This window comes from Streptomyces sp. NPDC101165 (assembly GCF_044768135.1).
Lineage (GTDB): Bacteria > Actinomycetota > Actinomycetes > Streptomycetales > Streptomycetaceae > Streptomyces.
The window spans coordinates 245,561-267,272 of sequence record NZ_JBIWPG010000011.1 but is presented as its reverse complement, the minus strand read 5'-3'; the positions used below and the strand labels follow the sequence as shown (position 1 = coordinate 267,272).

At 71.7% G+C, this 21,712-nt stretch carries 19 protein-coding genes; 4 read left to right on the top strand and 15 right to left on the bottom strand.

Annotated elements, in window-relative coordinates; translation table 11 throughout:
- Positions 1-21 precede the first annotated feature (21 nt).
- Together ACIRVH_RS25015 and ACIRVH_RS25010 are read left to right on the top strand one after the other, a co-directional pair.
- Complete coding sequence (locus tag ACIRVH_RS25015) at positions 22-798, top strand: ABC transporter ATP-binding protein (RefSeq protein ID WP_403956838.1); 777 nt, start codon at positions 22-24, stop codon at positions 796-798.
- Positions 795-2,423, top strand: a complete 1,629-nt coding sequence (locus tag ACIRVH_RS25010) for a transporter (protein ID WP_403956836.1) — start codon at positions 795-797, stop codon at positions 2,421-2,423. The genes ACIRVH_RS25015 and ACIRVH_RS25010 overlap by 4 nt, the downstream gene beginning before the upstream one ends.
- 124 nt (positions 2,424-2,547) lie before the next feature.
- Here the strand turns inward: ACIRVH_RS25010 and ACIRVH_RS25005 are convergent, their stop codons facing one another.
- Positions 2,548-3,408, bottom strand: a complete 861-nt coding sequence (locus ACIRVH_RS25005; RefSeq protein ID WP_403956833.1) for an alpha/beta fold hydrolase — start codon at positions 3,406-3,408, stop codon at positions 2,548-2,550.
- A gap of 309 nt (positions 3,409-3,717) precedes the next feature.
- Positions 3,718-4,410 (bottom strand): metal-dependent transcriptional regulator, encoded by a 693-nt coding sequence (locus ACIRVH_RS25000; protein ID WP_067120881.1) that lies wholly within the window; start codon positions 4,408-4,410, stop codon positions 3,718-3,720.
- 224 nt (positions 4,411-4,634) lie between these two features.
- Here ACIRVH_RS25000 and ACIRVH_RS24995 point away from each other — a divergent pair, with 224 nt between their 5' ends.
- Positions 4,635-5,390, top strand: a complete 756-nt coding sequence (locus ACIRVH_RS24995; protein WP_403956830.1) for an SIS domain-containing protein — start codon at positions 4,635-4,637, stop codon at positions 5,388-5,390.
- A gap of 36 nt (positions 5,391-5,426) precedes the next feature.
- Here the strand turns inward: ACIRVH_RS24995 and ACIRVH_RS24990 are convergent, their stop codons facing one another.
- From ACIRVH_RS24990 to ACIRVH_RS24980, 3 genes are all read right to left on the bottom strand, one after another.
- Positions 5,427-6,872 carry a PAS domain-containing protein gene (locus ACIRVH_RS24990; RefSeq protein ID WP_403956827.1) on the bottom strand — a complete coding sequence of 482 codons (1,446 nt, stop codon included), beginning with the start codon at positions 6,870-6,872 and terminating at the stop codon, positions 5,427-5,429.
- Positions 6,873-6,984: 112 nt separating this feature from the next.
- Complete coding sequence (locus ACIRVH_RS24985) at positions 6,985-7,446, bottom strand: GNAT family N-acetyltransferase (RefSeq protein ID WP_403956824.1); 462 nt, start codon at positions 7,444-7,446, stop codon at positions 6,985-6,987.
- Between the two features lie 344 nt (positions 7,447-7,790).
- Positions 7,791-8,891, bottom strand: a complete 1,101-nt coding sequence (locus ACIRVH_RS24980) for a citrate synthase 2 (protein ID WP_403956821.1) — start codon at positions 8,889-8,891, stop codon at positions 7,791-7,793.
- Positions 8,892-9,059: 168 nt separating this feature from the next.
- Here ACIRVH_RS24980 and pdxH point away from each other — a divergent pair, with 168 nt between their 5' ends.
- Positions 9,060-9,749 (top strand): pyridoxamine 5'-phosphate oxidase, encoded by a 690-nt coding sequence (pdxH, locus tag ACIRVH_RS24975; protein WP_403956819.1) that lies wholly within the window; start codon positions 9,060-9,062, stop codon positions 9,747-9,749.
- Between the two features lie 40 nt (positions 9,750-9,789).
- On the opposite strand, the gene ACIRVH_RS24970 is transcribed toward pdxH, so the two are convergent.
- The 10 genes from ACIRVH_RS24970 to ACIRVH_RS24925 form a co-directional block, all read right to left on the bottom strand.
- Positions 9,790-10,821 (bottom strand): isopenicillin N synthase family dioxygenase, encoded by a 1,032-nt coding sequence (locus tag ACIRVH_RS24970; protein ID WP_403956817.1) that lies wholly within the window; start codon positions 10,819-10,821, stop codon positions 9,790-9,792.
- A 218-nt stretch (positions 10,822-11,039) separates the two neighbouring features.
- On the bottom strand, positions 11,040-11,645 hold the full coding sequence (locus ACIRVH_RS24965) for a TetR/AcrR family transcriptional regulator (RefSeq protein ID WP_403956815.1): 606 nt from the start codon (positions 11,643-11,645) through the stop codon (positions 11,040-11,042).
- A complete protein-coding gene (locus tag ACIRVH_RS24960) occupies positions 11,633-12,370 on the bottom strand; it encodes an enoyl-CoA hydratase family protein (protein ID WP_403956813.1) in 738 nt (245 codons plus the stop codon). Before ACIRVH_RS24960 ends, ACIRVH_RS24965 begins: the two co-directional genes overlap by 13 nt.
- Positions 12,367-13,935: a 4-coumarate--CoA ligase family protein gene (locus ACIRVH_RS24955; protein ID WP_403956811.1), complete on the bottom strand. Its 1,569-nt coding sequence runs from the start codon at positions 13,933-13,935 to the stop codon at positions 12,367-12,369. The genes ACIRVH_RS24960 and ACIRVH_RS24955 overlap by 4 nt, the downstream gene beginning before the upstream one ends.
- A gap of 31 nt (positions 13,936-13,966) precedes the next feature.
- Positions 13,967-15,127: an acyl-CoA dehydrogenase family protein gene (locus ACIRVH_RS24950; RefSeq protein WP_403956809.1), complete on the bottom strand. Its 1,161-nt coding sequence runs from the start codon at positions 15,125-15,127 to the stop codon at positions 13,967-13,969.
- A gap of 81 nt (positions 15,128-15,208) precedes the next feature.
- Positions 15,209-17,050, bottom strand: coding sequence for a biotin carboxylase N-terminal domain-containing protein (locus ACIRVH_RS24945; protein ID WP_403956807.1), 1,842 nt, complete (start codon positions 17,048-17,050; stop codon positions 15,209-15,211).
- A gap of 5 nt (positions 17,051-17,055) precedes the next feature.
- Positions 17,056-18,654, bottom strand: coding sequence for an acyl-CoA carboxylase subunit beta (locus ACIRVH_RS24940; RefSeq protein ID WP_403956806.1), 1,599 nt, complete (start codon positions 18,652-18,654; stop codon positions 17,056-17,058).
- Complete coding sequence (locus ACIRVH_RS24935) at positions 18,651-20,327, bottom strand: acyclic terpene utilization AtuA family protein (RefSeq protein ID WP_403956804.1); 1,677 nt, start codon at positions 20,325-20,327, stop codon at positions 18,651-18,653. Before ACIRVH_RS24935 ends, ACIRVH_RS24940 begins: the two co-directional genes overlap by 4 nt.
- Positions 20,324-21,118, bottom strand: coding sequence for a TIGR03084 family metal-binding protein (locus ACIRVH_RS24930; protein ID WP_403956803.1), 795 nt, complete (start codon positions 21,116-21,118; stop codon positions 20,324-20,326). The genes ACIRVH_RS24935 and ACIRVH_RS24930 overlap by 4 nt, the downstream gene beginning before the upstream one ends.
- Positions 21,119-21,221: 103 nt before the next feature.
- The gene (locus ACIRVH_RS24925; protein WP_403956801.1) at positions 21,222-21,677 is read right to left on the bottom strand and encodes a hypothetical protein; all 456 of its coding nucleotides are present in this window, start codon (positions 21,675-21,677) and stop codon (positions 21,222-21,224) included.
- Positions 21,678-21,712: the final 35 nt, after the last annotated feature.

Genomic DNA, 21,712 nt, shown 5'->3' with positions numbered 1-21,712 from the left:
TCCCCGCCGTAGGGTTCGGGCATGACAGAGGCTGCGGTTCGCGTGCGAGGGCTCTGGAAGCGGTTCGGGCAGCAGGTTGCCGTGGGCGGGATCGATCTCGATCTCCCCGCCGGGAAGTTCATCGGGCTGGTCGGACCCAACGGGGCCGGGAAGACCACCACGTTGTCCATGGTGACCGGGCTGCTTCGGCCCGATCACGGGTCCGTCGAGGTCGTCGGGCACGACGTGTGGCGGGACCCGGTGGCCGTGAAGGCGCGGATCGGGGTGCTGCCCGAGGGACTGCGGTTGTTCGAGCGGCTGTCGGGGCGCGAGCTGCTGGGGTACTCGGGGCGGCTGCGGGGGCTGCCCGGCGCCGAGGTCGACAAGCGGGCCACCCAGTTGCTGGACGTGCTCGACCTGGCCGGGGCGCAGCACAAGCTCGTCGTGGACTACTCGACCGGCATGCGCAAGAAGATCGGGCTCGCGGCCGCGCTCCTCCACAATCCCGACGTGCTGTTCCTCGACGAACCCTTCGAGGGCGTCGACCCGGTGTCCGCGCAGACGATCCGGGGGGTGCTGGAGCGCTACACCGCCTCCGGCGCCACCGTCGTCTTCTCCTCGCACGTGATGGAGCTGGTCGAGTCGCTGTGCGACTGGGTGGCCGTCATGGCGGCGGGCCGCATCCGCGCGACCGGCACGGCGGCCGAGGTCCGCGGGGAGCACCCCACCCTGCAGGCGGCCTTCCTGGAGCTGGTGGGCGCGCACGGCCGGGACACCGCCTCCGACCTGGACTGGCTGGGCGGCGGGGCGGCCCGATGACGAGCCTGACCTCCACCGTCGTACGACTGAAGCTGTCGCTGCTGCGAGGCGGACTGAGGCAGTCGGCGGGCCGACGGGCCGCGTTCGTCGCCTCGGCCGTCGTCGCCCTGCTGTTCGCACTGCTGCAACTGCTCGGCCTGGTCGCGCTGCGCGGACACGCGCACGCCGAGGCCGTCGCCGTCCCCGGTACAGCCGTGCTGGCGCTCGGCTGGGCGGTGATGCCGCTGTTCTTCCCCAGCGGTGACGAGACGCTGGACCCCACCCGGCTGGTGATGCTGCCGCTGCGCCCCCGACCGCTGGTCCGGGCCCTGCTGGCCGCCTCGCTGGTCGGCATCGGGCCGCTGTTCACCCTGCTGGTGCTGGTGGGATGCGTGCTGTCGGTGGCGCACGGGGCAGCGGGGTACGCCGTCTCCGTCGTCGCCGTGGTCCTCGCGCTGCTGGTCTGCGTGGCGCTCGCGCGGGCCGTCGCCGCAGCCAACGTACGGCTGCTGACCAGCCGGAAAGGGCGCGATCTGGCCGTGCTGAGCGGTCTGGTGATCGCCGTCGGGGCACAGCTGGTCAACTTCGGCGCGCAGCGACTGGGTTCGGCGGGGCTCGGCCGGCTGCAGCCGGCGGCGGACGTGCTGTCCTGGGTGCCGCCCGCCTCGGCCGTCGGGGCGGTGCGATCGGCGAGCGAGGGGGCGTACGGCACGGCCCTCGCCCAACTCGCCCTGTCGTTCGCCGGGCTGGCCCTGCTGATCGCCGCCTGGGCGCGCACTCTGACACGGCTGATGACCTCGCCATGGGGGTCCCCCCTGCTTGAGCGAAGCCGAAAGCTTGGGGGAGGGTCCACCCTCCAGGCTCTCAACGCCGGGGCGCCGGACCGTACCTCCTCCGCCGGGCTGCGGCGGCTGCTGCCCGACGGGCGCACGGGGACGGTCATGGAACGCACCCTGCGCTACATCTGGCGCGACCCGAAGACCAAGGCCGCATGGGTGACCTCGCTGGCCATCGGGCTGATCGTGCCGGTGTTCAACGCGGTGCAGGGCACCGGGTCGATCTACTTCGCGTGCTTCGCCGCCGGGATGCTCGGCATCCAGATGTACAACCAGTTCGGGCAGGACACCTCCGCGTTCTGGATGGTGGCCCTGACCATCTCGTCGACGCGGGACGCGCACGCCGAGCTGCGCGGGCGGGCGCTGGCCCTGCTGGTGATCACCCTGCCGTACGCCACCCTCGTGACCGTCCTGACGACCGCGCTGCTGGACGCCTGGGACCGGCTCCCCGAGGCGCTGGGGCTCTCCCTCGCGCTCCTCGGCACGATGCTGGCCACCGGCGCCTGGACCTCGGCCCGCTTCCCGTACTCCATCCCCCAGGAGGGCCACAAGAACGTGGCCCCGGGCCAGGCCGGCCTGGCCTGGATCTCGATCTTCGGCGGCATGGTCGCAGCGGCCCTGCTCTGCTCCCCCGTGATCGCCCTGACGATCTGGCTGAACGTGACTGCGGACGGGGAGGCATGGAGCTGGGTACTGCTGCCGACGGGGGCGGGCTACGGCGCGATGCTGACCCTGCTGGGCCTGCGCCTGGCGGCCCCCCGAACGGCGACCCGCCTACCGGAGATCCTGACGGCGGTGAGCCGGGGCTGACGGCGCCTTTCCACCACAGGGCGCCGACAACCAACCCAGGGGCGCGGGGAACTGCGCGACCAGCCACAACGAACCCGCACCCGCCAACGCGAAGAAGCCACGCAGACGAGAACGCGAACGGCGCTCAACCCGCCGGCACAGCCTCAAGAAACGGCTCCACAGCCAACCGCCAAGCCACCGGCTGGTCATAGTGGACAAGGTGCCCGGCATCAGCCACCTCCGCATACTCCCCGCGCGGAAGAACCCGCACCATCTCCTGCGCCTCGGCCCGCCCCAACTCACCGTCGAGGCCACGAACGACCAGCGCGGGACACTCGACCTGGGCCAGCTCCTCCCAGTGCGCGTCGTACACCCAGCTCTCCCGGGTCGCGAGCATCTGCTCCGGCTCGAAGACGGGCCGCCAGCCGTCGGCGGACTCCTGCATGACCTCGGCGTAGAAGGCGCCGCGGGCGGGCTGGGGACGCTCCACCCAGGGATCGTCCTCGCCGAACCACTTACGGACGTCGGCGAGGGTGGCGAAGGGGACGGGCCAGGACCGGAACCAGTCGGCCCACTCGCGCTGCGAGGCCGAGCCGAGCGCGGAGGCCCGCATGTCGCAGATGATCAGGCCGCACACCAGGTCGGGGCGTTTCGCGGCGAGCTGCCAGGCGGTCAGGGCGCCCATGGCGTGGCCGATGAGGACGGCGGGGGCGAGACCGAGCTGTTCGAGGGCGGCCTCGGCGTCCTCGACGTAGGCATCCCGGGTGTACGCGGCCTGCGGGAGCTTGTCGCTCCGGCCGTGGCCGCGCTGGTCGAGCGCGACGGCGCGACGGCGCTCGGCGAGCCAGCGGGCGGTGGACGCCCAGTGCGAGGCGCGGCCCATCAGGCCGTGGAGTAACAGCACGCCGGGAGCCCCGGGCTCCGCCCCCGGTTTGGGCGGGTCCGCGAACTCCCACGCGGCCAGGCGCACCCCGCCCGTTCCCGCCACATCGATACGCCGTGCCATCGGCCTGGCACCCCCCAGCTCCGCCTGCCTCGTACCGGTGTACTGCCGTTGTCGCAGTCGTACTGTCGCTCGTACTGCCGCCGCAGACTATCGAATGCCTATTCGAAAATACTGCCTCTGCGGACAACACCCCTCATTCGAGTGACACCCCGGGGTGAATGATCGCCGCCGCCGAGGGGATCTTTCTGGCGGGAGGCGGACCGCTCGGGGAAAACCGGTCCGAGGGGATGACCCTGAGAGCTCGGGGCTCCGGGTCAGCACAGGGGAGGACAGGCCCCGGCGCCACAAGGCGCCGGGGCCCTCTCATGCTCAGCGCTTGGCCACGAACACATGCGAGGCGACGTCCGCCTCCAGCTCGGCCGCCTCACCGCCGCTGCCCACCAGCACGCCGCCGGCCGACTCCGTCACGCTCACCACCGAACCGGGCTGCACGCCCGCGCGGCGCAGCGTGTACATCAGCTGGGCGTCGGTCTGGATCGGCTCACCGATACGGCGCACGACGACCGTCTTGCCGTCGCTGCCCGGGTCCAGATCGGCCAGCGACACCATGCCCTCGTCCAGGAACGGGTCGGCCCCGTCCTTCTCGCCCAGCTCCTCCAGGCCCGGGATCGGGTTGCCGTACGGCGACTCGGTCGGATGCCGCAGCAGCTCCAGCACCCGACGCTCCACGGCCTCGCTCATCACGTGCTCCCAGCGACACGCCTCCGCGTGCACCTGCTCCCACTCCAGGCCGATGACGTCGACCAGCAGACACTCCGCGAGGCGGTGCTTGCGCATCACCCGCGTGGCCAGTCTGCGGCCCTCGTCGGTCAGCTCCAGATGCCGGTCGCTGGCCACCGACACCAGACCGTCGCGCTCCATGCGCGCCACCGTCTGGCTCACCGTCGGCCCGCTCTGGTCCAGCCGCTCCGCAATGCGGGCGCGCATGGGGACGACGCCTTCCTCTTCGAGTTCGAGGATGGTGCGGAGATACATCTCCGTGGTGTCGATCAGTCCGGACATACGTGCCCCTCGATTACCTCTGCCGGAAGCTCGCCGCTCTCCGGCGCGTGCGCTGGCCCTGGATTCAATTCTGCCGGATACCACTGACAACCGTGCCGCACCGCGGAAACCACCCGGTGAAGACTGCACCGGCGCATGGCCCGTCCGCGCACCCCCGTATTGACACCGCACTGGTCCAGACCGCACGGTGATCCGCGACACAGACGCTTGCGAAGGGGCACCGCATGAGCGACGGCACGCCTGCCGACCTGTTCTTCGACGCCGCCATCGGCCTGCTGCAACGGGTCCGGGAGGAGGAGGCCGAGGCGATCGCCGCGGCCGGCACCCTGCTCGCCGACACCGTCGCCGCCGGCGGCCGCCTGTTCGCCTTCGGCGCCGGACACTCCTCGCTGGCCGCCCAGGACGTCGTATACCGCGCCGGCGGACTCGCCCTGATGAACCTGCTCGCCGTCCCCGGAGTCGTCGGCGTCGATGTCACCCCGGCCACCCTCGGCTCCGCCCTGGAACGCGTCGACGGACTCGCGAGCGCCGTCCTGGACTCCTCCCCGCTCCGCGCCGGCGACGCCCTCGTGATCATCTCCCTGTCCGGCCGCAACGCCCTGCCCGTCGAAATGGCGCTCAGCGCCCGCACCCTCGGCGTGCGGGTCATCGGCGTCACCTCCGTGGCCTACGCCACGCAGACCGAGTCCCGGCACAGCTCCGGCACCTTCCTCAAGGACCACTGCGACATCGTCCTGGACTCGAAGATCGCCGTCGGCGACGCCGAACTCACCCTCGACACCATCCCGGCCCCCTTCGCCCCGGCCTCCACCGTGGTCACCGCCGCCCTCATGCAGGCCGTGGTGGCCACCGCGGCCGCCACCCTCGCCGACCGCGGCATCGAACCCCCGCTGCTGCGCTCCGGCAACGTCGACGGCGGCCACGACTGGAACGCACGCGTCATGACGGAGTACGCCGACCGGATCTTCTACCGGCACTGAGCACGGGCCACCGCCCGCTACCGGTGGCGGCACAGGCTACTGCTCCGCCGGCTTCTCCCGCACCGCCTCGGCCAGGTCCAGCGCCGCCGCGATCCGTACGGCCACGTCCTCCGCGTAGGCCGCGTCCGCACGCTCGAAACGACTGCGGCCGGCCCCGCGCAGGAACGTGACCACGCCCAGCGTCCGCCCCCGGCTGCGCAGCACCACGCACAGCGCGTGCACCGCGTCCTCGGGCCACTGCCGGGCCAGCGCCCACTCGCGCGCCTGCTCGGCCGGAATCGACCCGGCATCCGCACGCACGGTCCCGGCCCGCTCGACACACGTCAACGCCGGATGCCCCTCCTCGTACCGGAGCGGCAGCCCGGCCGCCCCCGACAGCAGACTCGGCCCCGGCGCACCCGCGGGCGTCGCCGCGAGCCGCACCAGCCGGACCGGAACCGCCTCGTCCCCCTCCACGCGCAGGGCACCCGCCACACGGTCCAGCAGGGCATGGTCGGCGAAACCGGCAAGCGCGAAATCGAGATGGACGGTGGCCGCCTCCGCCGGGTCCTCGCACTCGGCGGCGGCCCGGGCCGCCCGGTGCAGCTGATTGCTGCGGAACCGCAGCAGCGCCGCCTCCTGCTCGCCCTGCTTGGCCTCCGTGACGTCCTGGAACAGCCAGCCGACCCCGAGCGGCACGGGCTCCTCCGCGAGCGGCGAGGCCAACCGCACGAACCCACTGCGCCAACAGCGCCGCTTCTCGCCCTCGGGCACCCGCACGGTCACCCACATCTCGGCGGGCGCGGGCGGCGCGCCTTCGGCCAGGACATGGGTCAGCGCACTCTCCAGCTCCTCCACACCCTGCGCCAGCAACTCGCCGAGCGGCCGCCCCAGCGCGGACGTACGCCCGATACCGAGCGCGCGAGCCGCATGCGCGTTGACCACAGCTGGCCGCAGATCGGCGTCGACGAGCACGACACCCCAGGAGGCGTCCTCGAACAGCGCCTCGCTCAACGCGATGGACCGCTCCAGATCGATCTGCGCATGCACCTCGCTGAACGCGCAGTACAGACCCGCCGGCTTCCCGTCCGGACCCCGGACGGCAGCCGACTGAGTCCGCACGAGAACCCGCCCACCGTCCTTCGTGACCAGGGCGAACTCATGAACCTGCCGACCCGGCGCATGCATGGCCGACATCAGACGCTCCTGCACGTCCTCGGCGTCCGCACTGCGCACCGCCCACCCGGCGAACCCGTGCCGCCCGACCGCCTCCGCCGCGGTCCAGCCCAGAATCCGCTCGGCCTCCCGGTTCCAGTGCGTGACGACCCCGTCCGCATCGAAGGCACACAGCGCCGCGTCCATGCCGTCCAGCAGCGCGGCGAGCAGGTCGGAGCCCCCGGAATCGTCCGGGCCGTCGGGCCCGTCATGGCTCTGCGGACCACCCCGCTCGGGCTCGTCCGGCCCCAGCTCGTCGGTGGTCCCACTCCGCCGGGAAGCACTCACCTGGACCCCCTGGAGGCTGCGTCGGCGCACATGTCGCGCTCGGTTCGCTCACTGGCCTTCATTCAACTGGAACGTGACACAGCCCACATCCTGTTCCCGCAGATTGAAGGAATCAATGCCCGGCACCGGGCTCCGGATCCAGCCGCAGATCGACCCACTCGTCGGTCTCCCCGTCCAGCACATACCGGTCGATCTCCACGAACCCGCGCCGCTCGGCGAACCGCAGCCCGTCCTCGTTCACGGCCAGCACACACGTCTCGACCGCCCCCGCACCCAGCACACGCGCGCGGGCGAGCCCGTTCTCGTACAGCGCCGTACCGAAGCCACGCCGCCGGAACTCGGGCAGCACGCGCGCGATGACCGTCGCGACACCCTCCTCCCCGACCGGTGGCCGCACGGTGGAACACCCGACGAGCACATCACCCAGATACGCGTTCTCCAGCCGGTACCGTTCACGGCGCACCCGGGCGTCGTCCAGGGACATGGCGGCGGGCGGCACGATGACGTTGTGGACGTGGCGCCATTGTTCGAGCTCATGGTCGTCGACCACGGGCTCGATCCGAAGATCACTCATGCGTGGAACCGTAGGAGGAGAAACAGGGCACCGTCCATCGCGAAAGAGTCCGACGCGAAAAAAACAGTTGAGTCCCGCCCGGCCGCTTCTTAGTGTGTGCGGTACACGAGAAGGGAGGTGGTTCGGCAGATGTATGAGAACCGGACGCGTGAGGTGGCTGCGGGCTAGCGGCCCGTCACCACACCGAGTGCGGTGCCGGACCAGCACGTGACAGACGCGTGCAGCCGGCCCAATCCCAGCAGTCACCCGACCCGCGAGCTCGCCGGTACGTCCGGCCGGCCCCCGCCGACAGGCGGAGGACCAGAGCTCGCGGGTCGTCTGCGTTCGGCGGGTTCGGACCCGCCTCAGTGGGCGATGTCCGCGTACCCCTCGATCTCCTGCGGGCTGCGCGCCGCGGGGCCGACGTACCGAGCGGACGGCCGTACGAGCCGGCCGGTCCGCTTCTGCTCCAGGATGTGTGCCGACCAGCCCGCGGTCCGCGCGCACGTGAACATCGACGTGAACATGTGGGCCGGCACCTCCGCGAAGTCCAGCATGATCGCGGCCCAGAATTCGACGTTGGTGGCCAGCACCCGGTCCGGCCGGCGGTTGTGCAGCTCCTCCAGGGCCGCCTTCTCCAGCGCCTCCGCGATCTCGAAGCGCGGCGCGCCCAGTTCCTTGGCGGTACGGCGCAGCACGCGCGCACGGGGGTCCTCGGCCCGGTACACCCGGTGGCCGAAGCCCATCAGCCGCTCTCCGCGGTCCAGGGCCTGCTTCACGTACGCCTCGGCGTCACCCGTCCGCTCGATCTCCTCGATCATGCCGAGCACTCGGGAGGGGGCGCCGCCGTGCAGCGGTCCGGACATGGCGCCGACCGCCCCCGAGAGGGCCGCGGCGACGTCCGCGCCGGTCGATGCGATGACGCGCGCGGTGAAGGTGGAGGCGTTCATGCCGTGTTCGGCGGCGGACGTCCAGTAGGCGTCGACGGCCGCGACGTGCTTGGGATCCGGCTCACCGCGCCAGCGGATCATGAAGCGCTCGACGACCGAGTGCGCCTTGTCGATCTCTCGCTGCGGCACCATCGGCAGGCCCTGCCCGCGCGCGGACTGGGCGACGTACGACAGCGCCATGACGGCGGCGCGCGCGAGGTCGTCGCGGGCCTGGTCGGCGTCGATGTCGAGGAGGGGTTTCAGGCCCCAGACCGGGGCGAGCATGGCCAGCGCGGACTGTACGTCCACACGGATGTCACCGGAGTGGACCGGGATCGGGAACGGCTCGGCGGGCGGCAGCCCCGGGTTGAAGGCGCCGTCGACCAGCAGCCCCCACACGTTCCCGAAGGAGACGTGTCCGACCAGGTCCTCGATGTCGACGCCGCGGTAGCGCAGGGCGCCGCCCTCCTTGTCGGGTTCGGCGATCTCCGTCTCGAACGCGACGACTCCTTCGAGCCCGGGCACGAAATCGGACATCAGGCGGCTCCTTGTGAAAGTGTCGGCGGCGGTCACCCCGGTGATGCCCCGATCAACCGGTGGTCACCCAAACCGCAAGGGGAACAAGCACGATAACCCCGAGTGCCATAGTTGGGGAGCCCACACGACACTGAGTGCCACGCGCGTTCGATACGGCAGGATGACCGCGTGACCGACAGCGACTTCAGCCCCGACCCCCTCGTCGATCCGGCCGCCATGCGCAAGCAGTACCAGGCCGCCGGCCTCGACGAGAAGGATCTCGCCGCGCACCCCATGGACCAGTTCTCCCGCTGGTTCGAGGACGCCGCCCGGGCCGCCCTGCACGGGACGCTGTACGAGCCCAACGCGATGGTCGTCTCCACGGCGGACGCAGCGGGCCGGCCCAGTTCCCGCACGGTCCTGATGAAGCAGTACGACACCGACGGCTTCGTCTTCTACACGAACTACGACTCCCGCAAGGCCCGGGAGCTGGCCGACAACCCGTACATCTCGTTGCTCTTTCCGTGGCATGCGATCGCTCGCCAGGTGATCGTCACGGGAGTCGCGCGCCGTACGGGCCGGGACGAGACCGCGGAGTACTTCCACACCCGCCCGCACGGCTCTCAGCTCGGTGCCTGGGCCAGTGCGCAGTCCTCGGTGATCTCCTCCCGCGACGAGCTGGACGCCACGTACGAGGAGCTGGGCGCGCGCTACCCGGAGGAGGGGGAGCAGGTGCCGGTTCCGCCGCACTGGGGCGGGTTCCGGATCGCACCGGAGACGGTCGAGTTCTGGCAGGGGCGCGAGAGCAGGCTGCACGACCGGCTGCGGTATGTGGCCCGGCCGGACGGGGCGTGGGACGTGGAGCGGCTCAGTCCCTGACGCTCCGGCGTACGGCGCGCTCGGGCGTCAGGGGAGTCGATCACGCCGGGGTCAGCAGGCTCGCGTGATGCCGTTCCGCCACCAGCGGGTGTGCCCGTAGCTTGCCCTTCAGTTCGTTGTAGCCGTACTCGGCGAACAGGGGGTTGGCCGGGTCGGTGGTGATGCCGGGGGCCGTCGACGCGTGGGGGAAGGGCAGGGGCTCGACCCTGGCGTCGAGGCGGGGGTTGTAGAAGAAGGGGACCGAGAAGCGTTCCGTTGCTCCGGGCGGGCTGATCACTCGGTGGTTGGTGGCGATCAGGTAGCCGTTGGTGGCCACTTCGAGGAGTTCGCCGAGGTTGACGACGAAGGCGCCCTCGAGCGGGGGTACGTCGTGGAAGAGGCCGTCCTCGCGATGGACCTGGAGGCCGCCGACCGTGTCCTGGAGGAGCAGGGTGAGGAAGCCGTAGTCCTTGTGGGCGCCGACGCCCTGGTCGGTGCCGTCGCCCGCGCTGCCGGGGTAGCGGACGAGCTTGAGGTGCGGGTGGGCGTGGTCGCCGAAGATCGGGTCGTAGAAGTCGGCGGGGGCGCCGATGGCGGTGAGGAGCTCGTGCAGGAGGCGCTGGGCCACTGCGCTCAGCTTGTCGATCCAGTTCAGGGCCGCCGTGCGCAGTGCGGGGAGGGCGGTCGGCCACTGGTTGGGGCCCTGCAGCCACCAGTACGGGGGCTCGCCGGGGCCGGGGACGTGGGCGGGGCGTTCGGCGCCTATGTCGAGCTGGTCGCGCCAGTCGCGGGCGCCGCCGGTGCGCTCGTCGCCGGTGCGGGTGTAGCCGCGGAAGTGCGGGGAGTTGACGTTGTCGAGGGCGAGCCGGTCGGCCTCGGGGAGGTCGAAGAACGCGCGCATGGCGGTGAGCAGGGCGTCGGTCTCGGCCCGGGTCACGCCGTGTCCGACGAGCTGGAAGAAGCCGACGTCGTGGGCGGCGCTGTGCAGCTGGGCGTGGAGCAGGGCGCGGGCCTGGGGGCCGCGGTCGGCGGCGGACAGGTCGATGATCGGGAGCTGGTCGTACGACGGGGTCGTCGCGGAATGCGTCGTCATGGGAGCGTCCACAGGGTGTGTGGGCCACGGGCGGGCCGCCGAGGGTGGGGCGGCGCCCGGAATGCCGTAAAAGGAAGAAAAGGGGCTGGGTCAGGCGGAAGGCCGACAGCCCATGCTCGTGACGCGCACGTAGTCCACGTGGCGACGGCGAACGAGCATCGGAGGCATGGGCCCAAGGGTAACGCGCTCCCGCGGTAACCCCTCGGCCCGGTGCTTCCTCAGCCCAGGGTTTCCTCGAGCAGCAGAGCCCACTGGGCGAGCACGCGCTCGCGGCGGGCGGTGTCGTCGGTGAGGAGGTTGGCGAGGCCCAGGCCGCGGGCCATGTCGAGCAGGCCCTGGACGGTCTCCCGGACGCCGGGGCGGGATTCGTCGGCGCCGAGCAGGTCGACGGCGATGCGGTGGGTCTCGCGGCCCACGCGGGCCTCCAGCTCGGTCACGCGCGGGCGCAGCTGTTCCTCGTCGGAGGCGGCGACCCAGAGGTGGAGGGCGGCGCGGAAGAGGGGGCCGGTGTAGAGGTCGACGAGGGCGAAGACGACGGCGCGGCGGTCTGCGGGGCCGTCCGGGAAGAGCGCGCGCAGGGCGGTGGAGCGTTCTTCGGCCACGTATTCGACGGCGGCCGTGAAGAGGTCCTCGCGGGTCGGGAAGTGGTGCTGGGCGGCGCCGCGGGAGACGCCGGCGCGTTCGGCGACGACGGAGACGGTGGAGCCTGCCCAGCCGTGCTCGGCCAGGCAGGCCACGGCGGCCTCCAGGAGCCGCTGCCGGGTGGCCCGGCTGCGGTCCTGCTTGGGTACCCGGTCGCGTTCCGCCGTACTCACACCACCCATGCCGCATCCCGTCTTTCCAGGAAGGCCGTCATCCCCTCCCGGGCGTGGGCGGTGGAGAACAGCCGGGCCGAGAGCGCGGTCAGCTGGGCCGCGTCCCGGTCGAACGTCTCCAGCACCCTAGCCGTGAGCAGCTGTTTCGTCTCGGCCAGGGCCTGCGGGTCGGAGCGGCGCAGGCCGTCCAGGACGGGGGCGAGGGCTTCGTCGACGTCGTCGGCGGTGGTGGTGAGCAGGCCCAGGCGTACGGCCTCGGCGGGGGCGAAGCGTTCGCCGGTGAGGTAGTAGCGGGCGAGGGCGCGGGGGTCGGTGCGCGGGATCACCGGGAGGGAGATCACCGCGGGGGCGACGCCGATGCGGACCTCGGTGAAGGCGAAGGTGGCCGCGGTGGAGGCGGCGGTGATGTCGCAGGCGGCGAGGAGGCCGAGGCCGCCCGCGCGGACGTGTCCGGTGATCCGGGCGAGCACGGGCCTGGGCAGTTCCACGATCTGCCGGAGCAGGCCCACCAGTGCGTCCGGGTCGGGTGGGTCGCGCAGGTCGGCGCCGGCGCAGAAGGTGGTGCCGGTGTGGGTGAGGACGACCGCGCGGACGTCCGGGTCCTTGCCGCAGTCGGTCAGGGCCTCGGCGAGTTGGGCGACGAGGGTGGCCGAGAGGGCGTTGCGGGTGTCGGTGGAGTCCAGGCTGAGGGTTTCGACGCCGCGCGTGCGCGTGCGTCCGATGAGTGCGCTCACGTGTGCTCCCTGAGCTGTCGGCGCAGGATCTTCCCGCTGGCCGCGCGGGGGACGGTGTCGATGAAGGTGATCCGGCGGACGCGTTTGTAGGGGGCGACGCGTTCGGCGACGTAGAGCATGATCTCGTTCTCGCCGAGGTCGGCGGCGGTGGGCTGGCGGACGACGAAGGCGTGCGGGATCTCGTTGCCGTCCTCGTTGTAGGCGCCGACGACGGCGGCGTCGGCGATGCCGGGGTGGGTGAGCAGGAGGGCCTCCAGTTCGGCGGGGGCCACCTGGAAGCCCTTGTACTTGATGAGTTCCTTGACGCGGTCGACGACGAAGAGCCAGCCGTCGTCGTCGACGTGCCCGACGTCCCCGGTGTGCAGCCAGCCGTCGACGTCGATCATGTCGGCGGTGGCGTCGGGGCGGCCGAGGTAGCCCTTCATCACCTGCGGGCCGCGGATGAGGATCTCGCCGGGCTCGCCGGGGGCGAGGTCCTTGCCGGGGTCGTCCAGGGAGACGATCCGCATCCCGGTGCCGGCGATGAGCTTGCCGACGGTGCCGGGGGGCGCGTGGTGCAGGGCGTCGAGCGGGACGACGTGGGTGCCGGGCGACAGCTCGGTCATGCCGTAGGCCTGGCCGATCGGGGGCAGGCCGAGGCGTTCGGCACAGGCGGCGGCGAGAGCGGCGTCCAGGGGGGCGGCGGCGCTGATGACGTACTTCAGCGAGGAGAGGTCGTAGCGGGCGACCGCTGGGTGCTTGGCGAGGGCGAGGACGATCGGCGGGGCCACGTACAGGCCGGTGATGCGGTGGTTCTCGATGGCGGCGAGGAAGGTCTCGAGGTCGAAGCGGGGCAGGACGACGACCGTGGCGCCCTTGCGCAGGGGCGCGTTCATCAGGGCGGTGAGGCCGTAGATGTGGAAGAACGGCAGTACGGCGAGGATGCGGTCGCCGGGTCCGGTCGGGACGGGGGGGTCCAGCTGGGCGAGGTTGGTGGCGATCTGCCGGTGGGTGAGCATCACGCCCTTGGGGACGCCGGTGGTGCCGGAGGAGTACGGCAGTGCGGCGACGTCCTCGGCCGGGTCGAAGTCGATCTCCGGTTCGGGTGCGGCGGAGGCGAGCATGTCGATCAGCGAGCGGTGTCCGGGTGCGTTGTCGCACACGAATATCTCCCGTATGCCGCCGGCGAGTTCGGCGGCCCGGCGGGCGGACTCCAGCAGCGGGGATACGGTGACGATCCAGTGGGCGCCGCTGTCGTCGAGCTGCTTGGCGAATTCCTCGGGTGTGGCGAGCGGGTGCACGGTGGTGACGGAGGCGCCTGCGCGCGTGGCCGCGTAGAAGGCGGTCGGGAAGGCGATCGTGTTGGGGCTGTGCAGGGCGAGGACGTCGCCCTTGCGTACGCCGGCGTCGGCGAGCGCGGCGGCCAGCCGCCGGTGGAACCGGTCCACTTGCTCGTACGTGAGGGTGGTGCCGTCCGTGCCGTCGACGAGGGCCGGCTGGTCGCCGAAGTCGGCGGCGTGGCCCAGGACGGCCTCGTGGATGGGGAGTTCTACGGGCGGGACGTCTGCGTACTCGCTGCGGAACACGGTTCCTCCAAGCGGCTGCTGCGGCTGCTGCCTAGTACGACTTGGGCAGGCCCAGGCTCTGGTGGGAGACGTAGTTGAGAATCATCTCCCGGCTCACCGGAGCAATACGAGCCACGCGCGCGGCTGTTATCAACGAGGCGAGCCCGAACTCGCGCGTGAGGCCGTTGCCGCCGAGGGTGTGCACGGCCTGGTCGACGGCCCTCACGCAGGCCTCCCCGGCCGCGTACTTGGCCATGTTGGCGGCCTCGCCCGCGCCGATGTCGTCGCCGGCGTCGTACAGATGGGCCGCCTTCTGCATCATCAGCCGGGCCAGTTCCAGGTCGATGTGCGCCTGCGCCAGGGGGTGGGCGATCGCCTGGTGGGCGCCGATGGGGGCCTTCCAGACGGTACGGTCGCGGGCGTACTCGATCGCCTTGGAGAGCGCGTAGCGGCCCATGCCGATCGCGAAGGCGGCGGTCATGATGCGCTCGGGGTTGAGGCCGGCGAACAGCTGGAGCAGGCCGGCGTCCTCGTCGCCGACGAGCGCGTCGGCGGGAAGCCGTACGTCGTCCAGGACCAGCTCGAACTGCTTCTCGGCGGCGTTGAGTTCCATGTCGATGGGGTTCTTCCGGAAGCCCTCGGCGTCCGTCGGGACGATGAACAGGCAGGGCTTGAGGCTTCCGGTGCGGGCGTCCTCGGTGCGGCCGACGATGAGGACGGCGTCCGCCATGTCGACACCGGAGATGAAGACCTTCCGGCCGGTGAGGAGCCAGTCGGTGCCGTCCCGGCGGGCTGTGGTGGTGATGCGGTGGGAGTTCGAGCCGGCGTCCGGCTCGGTGATGCCGAAGGCCATGAGACGGGTGCCGTCCGCTAGCGCGGGCAGCCAACGGCTCTTCTGGTCCTCGGTGCCGAAGCGGGAGATGATGGTGCCGCAGATGGCCGGGGATACGACGAGCATGAGCAGGGGGGAGCCTGCTGCACCCAGCTCTTCGAGGACGATGGAGAGTTCGGCTATACCGCCGCCTCCGCCTCCGTACTCCTCGGGGAGGTTGACGCCCAGGTAGCCGAGTTTTCCTGCCTCGGACCAGAGTTCGGTGAGGGGCTTTCCTTCGGCGATGGTGCGGGTGAGGTATTCGCGGCCGTAGCGCTTACCCAGAGCGGCCACTGCGGACCGTAGGTCCTTGTGCTCTTCGGATTCGATGTGGGTGGTCATGGGTCTCCTTCGGGCTGCAGGTGATCCGTGGCTGGTCGCGCTCACGCGGCGGTAGCCGCATGTCGATGCAGTCCCGCGCCCCTAGGTTGGCTGCACTACCGCCAGCAACATGCCTGGCTCCACCTGTTGTCCCGGCTTCACCTGCAAGGCCGTGAGCGTGCCTGCGACCGGCGCCGAGATCTGGTGCTGCATCTTCATCGCCTCCAGCCAGATCAGGGGCTGGCCCGCCTGTACGGCCGCGCCCTCCGACAGGCCCTCGGCGATGCGCACGACCGTGCCGGGCATCGGAGCGAGCAGGGAGCCCGGGGCGAGCTGGGCGGTGGGATCGGGGAAGCGGGGCAGGGCGGTGAGGCGGGACCCGTTGACGTACACCTGGTCGCCGTGGCGTGTGACGTCGAACTTGCGCTGTACGCCGTCCACTTCGAGTACGACTCGGCGCGCGTCGGCGTGTACGACCCGCACTCCCTCTGCCGTGAGGCCGTCCCTGGTGTGGCGGTAGTGGACCTCGTGCTCCTCGCCCGCCATCTCGTACCGCTTGACCTGTGGCTGGGACGCCACGTTGCGCCAGCCGCCGAAGCGGGAGCGGCCGTGGGCGTCCGCGAGGGCCGCGGCGAGGGGGGCGTACGGGGCGGGGGCGGGCTCGGTCAGGTCGGTGAGGTGGCGGTCGTAGAAGCCGGTGTCCATGCGGGCGCTCACGAACTCGGCGTGCCGCAGGGAGCGCACCAGCAGGTCCCTGTTGGTGACCGGGCCGTGAAGTTCCGCTCGCTCCAGCGCGCCCGCGAGCCTGCGGATCGCCTCCGCGCGTGTGGGGGCGTGTGCGACGACCTTGGCGAGCATCGGGTCGTAGTGGACGCCGATGGTGTCGCCGTCGGTGTAGCCCGTGTCGAGACGGACGCCGGCCGGTACGGCGAGGCGGTGCAGGGTGCCGGTCTGCGGGGCCCAGTCGCGGGCGGGGTCCTCGGCGTACAGGCGGGCTTCGACGGCGTGGCCCTGTGCGCGAGGCGGTTCGGCGGGGAGGGGGTGGCCCTCGGCGACGCGGAGCTGTTCGGCGACCAGGTCGAGGCCGAAGACCGCCTCCGTGACGGGGTGTTCGACCTGGAGGCGGGTGTTCATCTCCAGGAAGTGGGCCCTGCCGTCGGCGACCAGGAACTCGACCGTGCCGGCGCCCACGTAGGACACGGAACGGGCCGCGCGCACGGCCAGCGCGTACAGCTCCTCGGTGAGTCGGGGGGTCAGACCCGGTGCCGGGGCCTCCTCGATCACCTTCTGGTGGCGGCGCTGCAGGGAGCAGTCGCGGGTGCCGAGCGTCCAGACGGTGCCGTGGGTGTCGGCGAGGATCTGCACCTCGACGTGGCGGCCGTCCTCGACGTACGGCTCGACGAAGACCTCGCCGTCGCCGAAGGCGCTCGCGGCCTCGGCGCGCGCGGCCTCCAGCGCGGACGGCAATTCGTCCAGGCGGCGCACGATCCGCATCCCGCGCCCGCCGCCCCCGGCGGCGGCCTTCACGAGCACCGGCAGGTCGGCCTCGGTGACCTCGCCCAAGGGCGCGATCCCCATCAGCTCCTTGGCGCGCGTCTTGGACGCCATCGCCTCGATCGCCTCCGGCGGGGGCCCGATCCAGACCAGGCCGGCGTCGAGGACGGCACGGGCGAACTCGGGGTTCTCGGAGAGGAAGCCGTAGCCGGGGTGCACGGCGTCCGCGCCGGCGGCCAGCGCCGCCTTCACGATGAGGTCGCCGCGCAGATACGTCTCGGCGGGCGTCGCCCCCGGCAGCCGTACCACCGTATCGGCCACGCGCGCGTGGAGCGCGTTCTCGTCGGCGTCCGAGTGCACGGCGACCGTGCGGATTCCCAGCTCACCGCAGGTGCGGAAGATCCGGCAGGCGATCTCGCCCCGGTTGGCGACCAGCAGAGTCGAAATCATGAGCCTCACATCCGGAAGACGCCGAAGCCGCCGCGCGCGCCCTCGTAGGGGGCGGTGTGGATCGCGGACAGGCACAGGCCGAGGACGGTGCGGGTGTCGCGCGGGTCGATGACGCCGTCGTCGTACAACCGCCCGGACAGGAACATCGGCAGCGACTCGGACTCGATCTGCTGCTCCACCATGGCGCGCAGGGCCGCGTCCGCGTCCTCGTCGTAGGGCTGCCCCTTCGCCGCCGCCGACTGCCGGGCGACGATCGACAGCACGCCCGCGAGCTGCTGCGGGCCCATGACGGCCGACTTGGCGCTGGGCCAGGCGAACAGGAAGCGGGGGTCGTAGGCCCGCCCGCACATGCCGTAGTGGCCGGCGCCGTACGACGCGCCCATCAGCACCGACAGATGCGGGACCCTGCTGTTGCTCACCGCGTTGATCATCATCGCGCCGTGCTTGATGATCCCGCCCTGCTCGTACTCCCTGCCGACCATGTAGCCGGTGGTGTTGTGGAGGAACAGGAGCGGGATGTCGCGCTGGTTGGCGAGCTGGATGAACTGGGCGGCCTTCTGCGACTCCGCGCTGAACAGGACGCCCTGGGCGTTCGCCAGGATGCCGACCGGATAGCCGTGCAGGCTTGCCCAGCCGGTCGCGAGGCTCGTCCCGTACAGCGGCTTGAACTCGTCGAAGTCGGAGGCGTCGACCAGGCGGGCGATGACCTCGCGCGGGTCGAAGGGGATCTTCAGGTCGCCGGGGACGATGCCGAGCAGTTCGTCCTCGTCGTACTTGGGCGGGGCCGCCGGGCCCGGATCGACGTGCGCCTTGCGGTGGTTGAGGCGGGCGACGACCCGGCGGGCCTGGCGCAGGGCGTCCTGCTCGTCCACGGCGAAGTAGTCGGCGAGGCCCGACACGCGCGCGTGCATCTCGGCACCGCCGAGCGACTCGTCGTCGCTCTCCTCGCCGGTCGCCATCTTCACCAGCGGCGGCCCGCCGAGGAACACCTTCGCCCGTTCCTTGACCATGATCACGTGGTCGGACATGCCGGGGACGTACGCCCCGCCGGCGGTGGAGTTGCCGAAGACGACGGCGACGGTCGGGATGCCGGCGGCGGACAGCCGGGTCAGGTCCCGGAAGATGGCACCGCCCGGAATGAAGATCTCCTTCTGGGACGGCAGATCGGCACCGCCGGACTCCACCAGGCTGATGCAGGGCAGCCGGTTGGCGAGCGCTATGTCGTTGGCGCGCAGGGCCTTCTTCAGGCTCCAGGGGTTGCTGGCGCCGCCGCGCACGGTCGGGTCGTTGGCGGTGATCAGGCACTCCACGCCCTCGACCACGCCGATCCCGATGACCAGGGAGGCACCGACCGTGTAGTCACTCCCCCAGGCGGCCAGCGGGGACAGCTCCAGGAAGGGCGTGTCGGGGTCGAGGAGCAGCTCGATGCGTTCGCGGGCGAGCAGCTTGCCCCGCTTCCGGTGCCGCTGGACGTACTTCTCACCGCCGCCCGCGAGCGCCTTGGCGTGCTCGGCCTCCAGGCCGGCGAGCTTGGCGAGCATGGCCTCGCGGTTGGCCCGGTAGTCGGGGTGCTGGGTGTCCAGGGCCGTCTCGAGAACGGTCACAACAGGGCCTCCGGGATGTCCAGGTGGCGGGAGCGCAGCCATTCGCCGAGGGCCTTGGCCTGCGGGTCGAAGCGGTGCTGGGCGGCGACGCCGGCACCGAGGATGCCGGTCACGACGAAGTTGAGGGCGCGGAGGTTCGGGAGCGTGTGCCGGGTGACGGGCAGCTCCTCGCTCTCGGGGATCAGCTGCCGGAACCTGTCCACGGTCAGCTCGTGGACGAGCCACCGCCAGGCCTCCTCCGACCGCGCCCACACCCCCACGTTGGCGTTCCCGCCCTTGTCCCCGCTGCGGGCCCCGGCGACGAGGCCGAGCGGGGCGCGGCGGACGGGCCCGGGCGGGAGCTGCTCGGGAAGCGGCGGCTGGGCCGGGTCGTCGGTCATGAGCGTGTCCTGGGCCGGTGCCACGGCCACTCGGCGCCCGTCATGGAGGACCGCCACATGGTCGACGGCACCATGGGGGACGTACACATCCTCGAAGACCCCATACGGTGCGCCCTTTCCAGGTGGCGCCAGCACATGGAACCCGGGGTAGCTGGCCAGCGCCAGCTCGATGGCGGCTCCGCTCAGCGCACGCCCGACGACCTGCTGGTCCGGGTCCCGTACGACGAGCCGCAGCAGCGCGCTGGCCGTCTCCTCGGTGTCGGCGTCGGCCCGGTCGGTACGGACGAGGTCCCAACGGACCTCCTTGGGCGGCGACTTGGCGAGCGCGTCGCCCAGCTGCTCCCGCACCAGATCCGCTTTGACCTCGATGTCGAGCCCGGTGAGCACGAAGACGACCTCGTTGCGGAAGCCGCCGAGCCGGTTGAGCCCGGCCTTGAGCGTCGGCGGGGGCGCCTCCCCGTGCACGCCCTCGATCCGCACCCGGTCCGGCCCGTCCTGGCTCAGCCGTACGGTGTCCAGCCGGGTGGTGACGTCGGGGCCGAGGTACCGGGCGCCGCCGGTCTCGTAGAGCAGTTGCGCGGTGACCGTGCCGACGTCCACGAAGCCGCCGGTGCCGGGGTGCTTGGTGATGACACTGCTGCCGTCCGCGTGGATCTCGGCGAGCGGGAAGCCGGGACGGCGTACGTCACTCTCGCGGAAGAAGGAGTAGTTCCCGCCGGTCGCCTGCGTCCCGCACTCCAGCACATGCCCGGCGACGACGGCCCCGGCGAGGCGGTCGTACTCCCCCGGCTGCCAGCCGAAGTGGGCGGCGGCGGGCCCGGTGACGAGCGCCGCGTCGGTCACCCGCCCGGTGATCACGACGTCGGCACCGGCCCGCAGGCACTCGGCGATACCGAACCCGCCGAGATAGGCATGGGCGGCGAGGGCGCCGGAATACCCGGCGGTCAGGTCGTCACCCTCGACGTGGGCGACCTGCACCGGGATACCGAGCCGGTCGGCCAACTGACGTACAGCGGCGGCGAGTCCGGCCGGATTCAGACCGCCCGCGTTGGTGACGATCCGCACCCCGCGCTCGTGGGCGAGGCCGAGGCAGTCCTCCAGTTGCCGCAGGAAGGTACGGGCGTACCCGGCGGCCGGGTCCTTCAGCCGGTCCCGACCGAGGATCAGCATGGTCAGCTCGGCGAGATAGTCGCCGGTGAGGACGTCGACCTCGCCGCCGGTGAGCATCTCGCGCAGGGCGCCGGCGCGGTCGCCGTAGAAGCCGGAGAAGTTGCCGATGCGCAACGGGTTCACCGGCTGCCCTCCTTCGGGGGGCGCCCGGTGCCGGGCGGGCCCGCGAAGGCCTGCGCGATGTCGAGCCAGCGGTCGGCGTCCGGCCCCTCGGCACGGAGGGCGAGGTCGGCACGGTTCGCACGCTGGGTGACCAGGAGGCAGAAGTCGAGGGCGGGGCCGGTGACGCGTTGCGGGGCGTCTTCGGGGCCGTAGGTCCACAGGGCGCCGGAGGGCGCGGTCAGTTCGACACGGAACTCCTCGGCCGGCGGGGTCACTCCGTGCACCCCGAAGGCGAAGTCACGGGTCCGCACCCCGAGCCTGGCCACATGCCGGAGCCGGTCGGACGGTGGGAGCACCACACCCAGGGCGTCGGCGACGTCCAGTGCGTGGGCCCAGGTCTCCATGAGCCGGGCGGTGGCCATGGAGGCGGCGGACATGGGTGGGCCGTACCAGGGGAAACGGGCGCCGGGCGGTGCGGCGCGCAGGGCCCGGTCGAGGGCGGCGCGCCCCTCGCGCCACGTCGACAGCAGCTCTGCGGTCGGGAGCTGAGCGCCCTCCTCCGCCCCTTCGTCGACGAACGAGTCGGGACGGACGAGCGCCTTCTCGACCAGCGCCTGGAAGGCGTCGGCATCGGTGACGGCCAGCAGCGCCGAACGGTCGGTCCAGGCGAGGTGTGCGATCTGGTGGGCGACGGTCCAGCCGGGCGCGGGAGTGGAGAGACCCCAGCGGTCGGGGCTCAACTCGGCTACGAGCAAGTCGAGTTCATCGCTCTCGGCACGCAGGTCGTCGATGACGGGCGTCGGGTCGGCCATGGAGGGGAGCATGGCAGCGGGGGCAGAAACAATCAAGCGTGCTTGCATTAATTTGTGCCGGAGCCGTGGCCGGCTGCCTCAAGCCGACATACGGCGGCGGTGCCTACGAGTGGCACAGCACCCTGACCACCATCGTCTCGGGCGGCAGGGCGTCGAGGTAGGCGTTGAACCACCGGCGGCAGTCCGGTCCGCCGTACTCGACCCACCGGCCGTCCGGTGCGAGCAGGGCGGTGGTGGGCAGCACCTCAGCGACGCAGTCGGCCGCGAACGCCTCGCGGTCGGGGCCGAAGAAGGCGATCGGGTCGCAGGTGAACTGTTCCTCGAGCTCCGGATCCTCGATGACAGCCCGGATCAGCGGCTGGGCGGTGTACTCGGCCCGGGCGCGCCGCTCGGGGTAGCCGGCCGGGTCGAGGTACGCCCGGTCGAGGTAGTGGCCGGCGGGCAGCGCCGGGGGGGCGGCGGCGAACCGCGCCCAGTCGTTCCACCGCCGGGCGGAATCGTCGCATCCGCGTTCGCCCCACCCTGCAGGGGTCGAAGTTTCCCCGACCGCCATATCCATGCGTATGCATACCACTACCCTCAGTAAAGGGAGGT

Excerpts from the sequence above, each read along its gene's own strand:
- ACIRVH_RS25015 (WP_403956838.1), top strand. The coding sequence starts at position 22 with ATGACAGAGGCTGCGGTTCGCGTGCGAGGGCTCTGGAAGCGGTTCGGG.
- ACIRVH_RS25010 (WP_403956836.1), top strand. The coding sequence starts at position 795 with ATGACGAGCCTGACCTCCACCGTCGTACGACTGAAGCTGTCGCTGCTG.
- ACIRVH_RS25005 (WP_403956833.1), bottom strand. The coding sequence starts at position 3,408 with ATGGCACGGCGTATCGATGTGGCGGGAACGGGCGGGGTGCGCCTGGCC.
- ACIRVH_RS25000 (WP_067120881.1), bottom strand. The coding sequence starts at position 4,410 with ATGTCCGGACTGATCGACACCACGGAGATGTATCTCCGCACCATCCTC.
- ACIRVH_RS24995 (WP_403956830.1), top strand. The coding sequence starts at position 4,635 with ATGAGCGACGGCACGCCTGCCGACCTGTTCTTCGACGCCGCCATCGGC.
- ACIRVH_RS24985 (WP_403956824.1), bottom strand. The coding sequence starts at position 7,446 with ATGAGTGATCTTCGGATCGAGCCCGTGGTCGACGACCATGAGCTCGAA.
- ACIRVH_RS24980 (WP_403956821.1), bottom strand. The coding sequence starts at position 8,891 with ATGTCCGATTTCGTGCCCGGGCTCGAAGGAGTCGTCGCGTTCGAGACG.
- ACIRVH_RS24970 (WP_403956817.1), bottom strand. The coding sequence starts at position 10,821 with ATGACGACGCATTCCGCGACGACCCCGTCGTACGACCAGCTCCCGATC.
- ACIRVH_RS24965 (WP_403956815.1), bottom strand. The coding sequence starts at position 11,645 with ATGGGTGGTGTGAGTACGGCGGAACGCGACCGGGTACCCAAGCAGGAC.
- ACIRVH_RS24950 (WP_403956809.1), bottom strand. The coding sequence starts at position 15,127 with ATGACCACCCACATCGAATCCGAAGAGCACAAGGACCTACGGTCCGCA.
- ACIRVH_RS24945 (WP_403956807.1), bottom strand. The coding sequence starts at position 17,050 with ATGATTTCGACTCTGCTGGTCGCCAACCGGGGCGAGATCGCCTGCCGG.
- ACIRVH_RS24930 (WP_403956803.1), bottom strand. The coding sequence starts at position 21,118 with ATGGCCGACCCGACGCCCGTCATCGACGACCTGCGTGCCGAGAGCGAT.
- ACIRVH_RS24925 (WP_403956801.1), bottom strand. The coding sequence starts at position 21,677 with ATGGATATGGCGGTCGGGGAAACTTCGACCCCTGCAGGGTGGGGCGAA.